7 protein-coding genes are annotated in these 9,207 nt (G+C 70.4%); 6 read left to right on the forward strand and 1 reads right to left on the reverse strand.

Going from position 1 to position 9,207, the window contains the following annotated elements; all coding sequences use genetic code 11:
• Nucleotides 1-207: 207 nt before the first annotated feature.
• On the reverse strand, nt 208-1,056 hold the full coding sequence (locus IDM40_RS24615; RefSeq protein WP_193124440.1) for a Fic family protein: 849 nt from the start codon (nt 1,054-1,056) through the stop codon (nt 208-210).
• A 192-nt stretch (nt 1,057-1,248) separates the two neighbouring features.
• On the opposite strand from IDM40_RS24615, the gene acs reads away from it, so the two are divergent.
• The 6 genes from acs to IDM40_RS24645 all read left to right on the forward strand — a co-directional run bounded on the left by acs (nt 1,249) and on the right by IDM40_RS24645 (nt 9,040).
• A complete protein-coding gene (gene acs, locus IDM40_RS24620; RefSeq protein WP_193124441.1) occupies nt 1,249-3,207 on the forward strand; it encodes an acetate--CoA ligase in 1,959 nt (652 codons plus the stop codon).
• A 198-nt stretch (nt 3,208-3,405) separates the two neighbouring features.
• Entirely contained in the window at nt 3,406-3,903 is a 498-nt protein-coding gene (locus IDM40_RS24625; protein ID WP_193124453.1) for a phage holin family protein, read from the forward strand.
• Nucleotides 3,904-3,915: 12 nt separating this feature from the next.
• A complete protein-coding gene (locus IDM40_RS24630; RefSeq protein ID WP_193124442.1) occupies nt 3,916-4,842 on the forward strand; it encodes an alpha/beta fold hydrolase in 927 nt (308 codons plus the stop codon).
• Between the two features lie 4 nt (nt 4,843-4,846).
• Complete coding sequence (locus tag IDM40_RS24635) at nt 4,847-5,359, forward strand: DUF309 domain-containing protein (protein WP_193124443.1); 513 nt, start codon at nt 4,847-4,849, stop codon at nt 5,357-5,359.
• A 532-nt stretch (nt 5,360-5,891) separates the two neighbouring features.
• Nucleotides 5,892-8,294: a sodium-translocating pyrophosphatase gene (locus IDM40_RS24640; RefSeq protein WP_193124444.1), complete on the forward strand. Its 2,403-nt coding sequence runs from the start codon at nt 5,892-5,894 to the stop codon at nt 8,292-8,294.
• A 266-nt stretch (nt 8,295-8,560) separates the two neighbouring features.
• Nucleotides 8,561-9,040: a SixA phosphatase family protein gene (locus tag IDM40_RS24645; RefSeq protein WP_193124445.1), complete on the forward strand. Its 480-nt coding sequence runs from the start codon at nt 8,561-8,563 to the stop codon at nt 9,038-9,040.
• Nucleotides 9,041-9,207: the final 167 nt, after the last annotated feature.

Consider the following 9,207-nt stretch of genomic DNA (forward strand, 5'->3'; position numbering starts at 1 on the left):
ACGAGGCCGGGTACCCACGCGCCACTCAGCCGTGACAAGGCAGGTGCCCCGAGGACCGCTCGCAGCGGCGGCCCCGGACCGCACAGAAGACAGGTCGCATGATCACCCGGCCCAGTGCCGGAAACGGCGCCTCCGCGGACACGTTCCCGGGGCGCCGTTCACCGTGTCGGGGCCCCTCGACCGAACGGCCGCAGGTCCCCGCCCGGATCAGCCCCGCTTCAGCGCCTCACACGTGGCCAGGGAATCCTGCGCACCGGCACGCACCGCACGGCAGCAGTGCACGACCCACGCGGCCACACCCTCGGGCGTACCGCTCATGTACTGGCGCAGCGCCGGCGCGTACTCCTCGCGCAGCATCTGGTGACCCAGCTCGGACGGCACCAGCGACTTCGGGTCCAGCCCGCGCTCGACCAGGGTCAGGCGCTCGGCCGCACGCGCGACCAGGCCGTCACCCCACCCGAACGGGCGGATCGACATGAGTTCGCCGTGCACCAGCGCCGACGTCACCAGCGCGGGGACCGACGTCCGTGCGCGGAGCAGGGAGTACAGCCCTTCCATCCGCGCCAGGGCGGCCTCGGGCGGGGGAGCCTCGCCCATCTCCAGCGGGTCCTCGACGCGCTCACCCGCCGTGCGGGGACGCCCGAGCGCATCGGCGGTCACCGCGTCGGCCGCCGCCAGGGTGTGCAGGCGCGCCAGCACCTGGCCCGGCGCCTTCGGCCAGGTGTCCACCAGGGTCCCGATCTCACCGGAGGCCCGCAGCGCACCCTTGATCCGGGTGTCGTACACGTGGCCCTCGCGGATCTCGTCCATCGCGACCTCGGCGCCCTCGAGCGCGGCGGAGGCACACGCGCCCCGCAGCGAGGACTCCGTGGACACGTCGGCGCTGCGGCGGCGCAGGATCCGGTGGCCCAGAAGACGGTCGACCAGGGTCCGCGTCTCGGCGACCGCGTCGCTCACGCCGGGCAGTTCGGCGATCCGAGCCAGCGGGTCGGACAGGGAGGCAGAAGTCGTTTCGCTCACGAAAACCACACTACGCGTCGGTAACACCCTCTCCATCAGCCGCGCCCCGAACCCCGCCACCTCCCGGAACCGGGCCGACCGGACCGCTCGTCGCTGCACGGCGACCGCTCGCCGACCGTTCGTCGCTCCCCGCCCGGGACCCGGCGTCCCACCCGGCTCCACCTGTTCACGCGGCCACTGGACACATGATTAATTGGGTGTGAACCAGCCGACGTAAGGAGAATCACAGTGGCTGACAGCACTCCCCCGAGCCAGGAGACACTGTCCAACCTTCTCCACGAGACCCGGAGCTTCCCACCGCCGGAGGAGCTCGCGGCGCACGCCAACGTCAAGGCGGACGCCTACGAGCGTGCGGACGAGGACCGGCTCGCCTTCTGGGAGGAGCAGGCGCACAGGCTCCAGTGGGAGCGCACCTGGGACACCGTGCTGGACTGGCAGCCGCCCTACGCCCAGTGGTTCGTGGGCGGGAAGCTCAACGCCTCCGTCAACTGCGTGGACCGCCACGTCGACGCCGGCAACGGCGACCGCGCGGCCATCCAGTGGGAGGGCGAGCCCGGCGACAGCCGCACCATCACCTACGCCGAGCTGCGCGACGAGGTCTCCCAGGCCGCCAACGCCCTCACCGATCTGGGCGTGGGCAAGGGCGACCGGGTCGCGATCTACATGCCGATGATCCCCGAGACGGTCGTGGCGATGCTCGCCTGCGCCCGCATCGGTGCCGTGCACATGGTCGTCTTCGGCGGTTTCTCCGTCGACGCCCTCGGCCAGCGCCTGGACGACAGCCAGGCCAAGCTCGTCATCACCGCGGACGGTGGGTACCGGCGCGGCAAGCCGAGCTCGCTCAAGCCGGCCGTCGACGAGGCCGTGGCCGACCGCCCCGCCGTCGAGAACGTGCTCGTGGTCCGCCGCACCGGCCAGGACGTCGACTGGAACGAGCGCGACGTCTGGTGGCACGACGCCGTCGGCGGTGCCAGCTCCGAGCACACCCCGGAGGGGCATGACTCCGAGGACCCGCTGTACATCATGTACACCAGCGGCACCACGGCCAAGCCCAAGGGCATCCTGCACACCACGGGCGGCTACCTCACCCAGGCCTCCTACACGCACTGGGCCGTCTTCGACCTCAAGCCGGAGACCGACGTGTACTGGTGCGCCGCCGACATCGGCTGGGTGACCGGGCACTCCTACATCGTCTACGGCCCGCTCTCCAACGGCGCGACCGTCGTCATGTACGAGGGCACCCCCGACACCCCGCACAAGGGCCGCTTCTGGGAGATCGTCGAGAAGTACGGCGTCACCATCGCCTACATGGCGCCCACCGCGATCCGCACCTTCATGAAGTGGGGTGAGGAGATCCCCGCGAAGTACGACCTGTCGTCCCTGCGGGTGATCGGCTCGGTCGGTGAGCCCATCAACCCCGAGGCCTACGTCTGGTACCGCCAGAACATCGGCGGGGGCAAGACGCCCGTCGTCGACACCTGGTGGCAGACCGAGACCGGCGCGATCATGGTCAGCCCCCTGCCCGGCGTCACCTCCGGCAAGCCCGGCGCCGCCATGGGCCCCATCCCGGGCATCGCCGCCGACGTCGTGGACGAGGAGGGCAACTCCGTCCCCGACGGCGAGGGCGGGTTCATCGTCGTGCGCGAGCCCTGGCCGTCCATGCTCCGCGGCATCTGGGGCGACGACCAGCGCTACAAGGACACCTACTGGTCCCGGTTCCCCGGCCTGTACTTCCCCGGTGACGGCGCGAAGAAGGACGAGGACGGCGACATGTGGCTCCTCGGCCGCGTGGACGACGTCATGCTCGTCTCCGGCCACAACATCTCCACCACGGAGGTCGAGTCGGCCCTGGTCTCCCACCCCGAGGTCGCCGAGGCCGCGGTCGTGGGTGCCGCCGACAAGGTCACCGGCCAGTCCATCGTCGGCTTCGTGATCCTGCGCGGCGGCGAGGAGAGCGTCCCCGACGAGCTCCTCCAGGAACTGCGCAACCACGTGGGATCCTCGCTCGGCCCGATCGCCAAGCCCGCCCTGCTCCTGGCGGTGCCGGAACTGCCCAAGACCCGGTCCGGCAAGATCATGCGCCGCCTGCTGCGCGACATCGCCGAGCACCGGGACATCGGTGACACCTCCACGCTCACCGACGCCTCGATCATGGACGTGATCGCCAAGCAGCTCCCGAAGAAGTAGGGCAGCAGCCCCTACCGCCAACGTGACCAGGAACGGCGCCCCGGCCACCTCCGAATGGCCGGGGCGCCGTTCCCGCTCACCCACGTGACGAAACCGAAGCCCCGGCTTTTGCGTGCCGTGAGGGACGGCGGTGGTCGGGCATGTGCGAGGATGCGGAGGATCATCCGCGTGTTCGGACGAGAGAAGGGAACCCCCACGATGGTGGACAAGCCGGGTGCCGGCGAACCTGGCGCCTCCAGCGGTGCCGACCGCTCCGTCAGCGAGCTGCTCAGCGACGCGACCGGCAACCTGTCCCGGCTGGTGCGCCTCGAGCTCAGGCTCGCCAAGCTGGAGGCCAAGCACGACGCCGTCCGCATCGGCAAGGGCATCGGGGAGTTCCTCGCCGCCGCAGTGATCCTCCACATCTTCCTGATCCTGCTGTCGGTCACGGCCGGGTTCGGCATCTACGAGATCTTCGGGCTCCCCGCCTGGGCGTCCCTGGGTATCGTCACCCTCTTCTACCTGTTGGTCGCCCTGGTCTTCGTGCTCGTCGCGGTGATCAACTTCCGCCGTAGGCAGGGTCTTGCTCGGACGGCGGTCACCTCCTCCCGCCTCATGGCGATCATCCGCGGCGAGGTCCGTCCCCCCAAGGGCGGAGCCACCGCGGTGACCGACACCGAGGAACCCGCGGAGGCCCCGGCGCCCTCCGGCCGCTGATCGCGCCGCACCGTGCTGGACGACTCGGCCGCCTACGTGGACGGCCCCTGGACCCACCGCACCATCGGCGCCGCAGGGGCCCGCTTCCACGTCGCCGAGGCCGGTGAGGGCCCGCTCGTCCTCCTCCTGCACGGCTTCCCCCAGTTCTGGTGGGCCTGGAGAGCACAGATCGGCGCCCTGGCCGCCGCCGGCTACCGCGCGGCCGCCGTGGACATGCGCGGGTACGGGGCGAGCGACAAGACCCCCCGCGGTTACGACCTCCCCACCCTGGCCGAGGACGCCGCGGGCATGGTCCGCGCCCTCGGAGCAGCCGACGCCGCCGTGGTCGGCCACGGTGTCGGCGGGCTCGTCGGATGGACGATGACCGCCCACCACCCGGAGACGGTGCGCTCACTCGCCGCCGTCTCCGCGCCCCACCCGCTCCGCGCCGCACGCGCGCTCGCCCGAGGCGGACCGGGAACACAGCACTTCCTCGCCGCCCAGGTCCCGATCCTGCCCGAGCAGCGGCTCCTGGCTGACGGGTGCGAACGTGTGGGCGACCTGCTCGACGCGTGGTCGGCCCCGGGCTGGCCCGACACGGAGTCGGAGGAGCGGTACCGGCTCGCCTTTTCAATCCCCAAGGTCTCCCACTGCTCCCTCGAGTACCACCGCTGGCTGTTCCGGTCCCGCTGGCGTCTGGACGGGGTCCGCTACCGGTCGGGCCTGCGCCGCCAGGTGCGCGTGCCCGTCCTGCAGATCCACGGCGAGGACGATCCCGTCTGCCGACCCGCCGCGGCGAGCGCCTCCCGCCGCCTGGTCTCCGCGGCCTACCGATGGCACCCCGTGGCCGGAGCCGGACACTTTCCCCACGAGGAACGGCCCGAAGAGGTGTCGTCGGCTCTCATAGGGTGGCTGGGCGAGACCGAGGCGGCCCGGACGGGTCGCCCCGAGCGTCAGTGAGGGGATGACACCGGTGACCGGCAACGGCGACAGGGACCGCAACGACAGCGGCAGGGCGGAGAACCAGCGCCCCAGGGACCGCTACGGGCGTCCGATGCCCCACGGCAGCGTCGGCGAGGTCGAGCGCATCCCCGACGACGCCGACTTCACCCCCGCCGAAGGGCTCGAGAAGGCCCAGGGTCTGCTCGACGGCGGGTACGCCTTCACCGCCCACGAGGTCCTGGAGGCGGTCTGGAAGTCCGTACCCGACGAGGAGAGCGAACTCTGGCGCGGGCTCGCGCAGGCCGCCGTCGGCGTCACGCACGCCCAGCGCGGCAACATGACCGGCGCCGCCCGGCTGCTCAGGCGCGGGGCCGACCGGGTGGAACCGTTCGCGCCCGCCCCCCACGGTGTCGACGCCGAAGGGGTGGCGGCCTTCGCGCGCACCCTGGCCGATGAGCTCGACGCCGGGGAGGCGGAACCGGGGGAGGGCATCGATCCCTCGCGCATGCGCCTGCGCCATCGGGGAGTCGAGTAACGGACAGCGCCTGACCTCCTTGTGGCTGGGCCGCAAGCGGGAAGAAAGTCCGGCATCGGGTTCCATGCCGTGACTGCGGGGGCAGTGGTACCTGTTCCGAGTTCGTGCCTCGGTGCGTGGTGTACACCCCTGTGAACTCTTTAGCGTTAACAGGGAATTACGCCATTATGATCGGCTTTTCGAGATGAATATTTCCCCGAGTTCGATTCACCCGAATTCTGGGGTCACCGGGAGATCACATCTTTGATTTCTCTTGGCGAAATCTCGAATCCACTATCACCTTTCTCCGGGGTGCTGCGTACAATCCCCGGATCACCGCCCGTGACGCATGGTGCGGGCGGTGCGCACCCCAACCGAAGGTGGCACCGATCCGACCCCGCAAGACGTGCCGTCGGGCCAGACCAGGCCCCTTCCTGACGGCGGTACGGCCGTGCTCGCGTGCGGTGAACGGAGCCCGAGAGGCCGACCGTTTCTCCACGCGTTATGACACGTGCGGGGCAGGAAAGGTCGTGCCCGTCTCAAGGAGGACGGATTGTCTGGGCTCAACCTCGCCGCGGAGAGCGGCACGGCCCTACCACTGAACGGCATGGACCTCACCCTCGTCATCCTCGTCATGGTGGTGGCGCTCCTCGCGCTCGCCGTGGCCGGCATGCTCGTCCGTGAGGTCCTCGCCGCAGGGCAGGGCACAGACCGAATGCGCAACATCGCGGTCGCGGTACAGGAAGGGGCCGGGGCCTACCTGAAACGACAATTCCGCACACTTGCGGTCTTCGTCGTCGTCATCCCCCTCCTCCTTCTGCTGCTCCCCGCGGACTCCACCGAGATCATGATCGGCCGGTCGGTGTTCTTCGCACTCGGCGCGATCCTCTCGGCGGCGACCGGCTTCATCGGGATGTGGCTGGCCGTCCGCGGGAACGTGCGTGTGGCCGCCGCCGCCCGGGGCGGGGACGAGCAGGCCAACCGCAGTGCGATGCGCATCGCCTTCCGCACCGGTGGTGTCGCGGGCATGATCACCGTCGGCCTCGGCCTGTTCGGTGCCGCCGTCGTCGTGCTCATGTACGGCGGTGACGCCCCCATCGTGCTCGAGGGCTTCGGCTTCGGTGCCGCGCTCCTGGCGATGTTCATGCGTGTGGGCGGCGGAATCTTCACCAAGGCCGCCGACGTCGGCGCGGACCTCGTCGGCAAGGTCGAACAGGGCATCCCCGAGGACGACCCCCGCAACGCCGCCACCATCGCCGACAACGTCGGGGACAACGTCGGCGACTGCGCGGGCATGGCCGCCGACCTCTTCGAGTCCTACGCGGTCGTGCTCGTGGCCTCCCTCATCCTGGGCCGCGTCGCCTTCGGTGTGGAGGGCCTCGTCTTCCCGCTGCTCGTGCCCATGATCGGTGTCATCACCGCCGTCATCGGCATCTTCCTCGTCGCACCCAAGGTGAAGGACCGCACCGCCATGTCGGCGATCAACCGCGGCTTCTTCGCCTCCGCGGGCATCTCCGCCGCCCTGGTCGTGGCCACCGCGTTCTGGTACCTGCCTTCCAGCTTCGACCAGCTCACCGGCGTGAGCGACAGCGTGCTCGAGGACCTGACCGGCGCCGGCCCCGACCCGCGTTTCGTCGCGATCGGCGCGGTCCTCATCGGTCTCGTGCTCGCCGCCGCCATCCAGCTGCTCACCGGGTACTTCACGGAGACCGACCGCCGTCCCGTCAAGGACATCGGCGAGAGCTCCGAGACCGGAGCTGCCACCGTGATCCTCTCCGGCATCTCCGTGGGTCTGGAGTCCGCGGTCTACTCGGCCCTGCTCATCGCCGGCGCCGTGTACGCGGCCTTCCTCCTGGGCGGCGGTTCCATCACCGTGAGCCTCTTCGCAGTGGCGCTCGCAGGAACCGGTCTGCTCACCACGGTCGGCATCATCGTCGCGATGGACACCTTCGGCCCGGTCGCCGACAACGCCCAGGGCATCGCCGAGATGTCCGGGGACGTCGAGGGCAAGGGCGCCGAGGTCCTCACCGGTCTCGACGCCGTCGGCAACACCACGAAGGCCATCACCAAGGGCATCGCGATCGCGACGGCGGTCCTGGCGGCCACCGCGCTGTTCGGGGCCTTCCGCACCTCCGTGCAGGAACAGCTCGGGGACGACGAGGTCTTCTCCCTCTCCCTGGACAACCCGGACGTGCTCGTCGGGGTCATCATCGGCGCCGCCGTCGTGTTCTTCTTCTCCGGTCTCGCGATCATGGCGGTCGGACGCGCTGCCGGCCGGGTCGTGCTCGAGGTGCGCGACCAGTTCCGCACACGCCCCGGGATCATGGACGGGACGGAGAAGCCCGAGTACGCACGAGTGGTCGACATCTGCACGAAGGACTCGCTGCGGGAACTGGTCACGCCGGGTCTGCTCGCGGTGCTCGCACCGATCGCGGTCGGCTTCGCGCTCGGTTACGCCCCGCTGGGCGCGTTCCTGGGCGGCGCCATCGCAGCCGGTGTGCTCATGGCGGTCTTCCTGGCCAACTCCGGTGGTGCCTGGGACAACGCCAAGAAGCTCGTCGAGGACGGCTTCCACGGCGGCAAGGGCTCGGAGGCCCACGAGGCCACGGTCATCGGCGACACGGTGGGCGACCCCTTCAAGGACACCGCGGGCCCGGCGATCAACCCGCTGCTCAAGGTCATGAACCTCGTGGCGCTGATCATCGCTCCGAGCGTCGTCATCTTCGCGGACAACATCGTCCTGCGGGTGGCCGTCACGCTGATCGCGGTCGGCGTGCTCGTCGGTGCGGTCCTCTGGTCGAAGAACCGGGGCGCGGGTACCGAGACGGACCCCGCGAGCGCCGGTGAAGGTGCGGCGCCGAAGGACTCCCCGCAGGAGGGCTCGGGCGACGACGTGCCCGGCCCGCGCAACAACGGTGAGCCCCAGGAGGCCACGACCGGCGACAGCAAGGACTGACGCCGGGGTCGGTCCGGCCGACCACCTCTGCACGGCCGCTCGGGTCCTCCCCGGGCGGCCGTCCCTCTGTGGTGGGCCGGTGAGGACCGGTCGGGACGGCGCCCTAGCCTGAGGGAACGGCGCGGTCGGAGGGTTGTGCCCCCGCGCCGAAGCGTTCCGAGCTGAGGGGTGGTTCCCGTGCAGGGGATGAAGGGCCTGTTCATGGTCGTCGGGATCATGGTGGGCTTCATCGGTGTGATGGCCGTGGTCGCGACGGCGGTGTCCCCGTGAGCCGCACACTGCTCTTGATGAGGCACGCCGAGGCCGAGGCCGGGTTCGGTGTCGACGACGCCGAACGCTCGCTGACCGACCGCGGCCGTTCCCAGGCGGAGACCGTGGGGCGCATGCTCGCGGCGCAGGGGTACACACCCGACCACGTGCTCTGCTCCTCCGCGCGCCGCACGCGCCAGACGCTGGACGGGGTGCTCGGCACCCTGGAACCGAGGACGCGGCCGGAGATCGACATCAGCGAGGCCGTCTACTCCGCGGGCACGGACACACTCCTGGAACTGATCACCTACGTTCCGGCCGAGGCCGAGACGGTACTGGTGGTCGCACACAACCCCACGGTGGCGCAGCTGGCCTCCGACTTCCTGGGCCACCCGGGCATGGGCGGGTATCCGCCGGCGACCGTCACGGCGGTGGCCCTGGAAGTGGAGTGGTTGTACGCCGCTCCGGGCACCGGTGCCGGGGTCGTGCTCAACTGATCTGGATGCCCGAAGCGATGTGACCCAGGCCACCGAGAATTCGGGTTGCCGAGGTGGTCGCACAGGGGTAGTGTTCTCCGAGTCGCCTTCAAACGGTCCAAGGCCGGGCGAGGGGACGCGGAGGTTCTACCGAGCGAAACGAACGCGGATCTCGCGGGCGTGCCGGT

Origin of the sequence: Nocardiopsis coralli (genome assembly GCF_014892575.1) — a bacterium.
GTDB classification, from domain to species: domain Bacteria; phylum Actinomycetota; class Actinomycetes; order Streptosporangiales; family Streptosporangiaceae; genus Nocardiopsis; species Nocardiopsis coralli.

Coding starts and splice junctions, on each gene's coding strand:
- IDM40_RS24625 (WP_193124453.1), top strand. CDS start 3,406: ATGGTGGACAAGCCGGGTGCCGGCGAACCTGGCGCCTCCAGCGGTGCC.
- IDM40_RS24635 (WP_193124443.1), top strand. CDS start 4,847: ATGACACCGGTGACCGGCAACGGCGACAGGGACCGCAACGACAGCGGC.
- IDM40_RS24615 (WP_193124440.1), bottom strand. CDS start 1,056: ATGGAGAGGGTGTTACCGACGCGTAGTGTGGTTTTCGTGAGCGAAACG.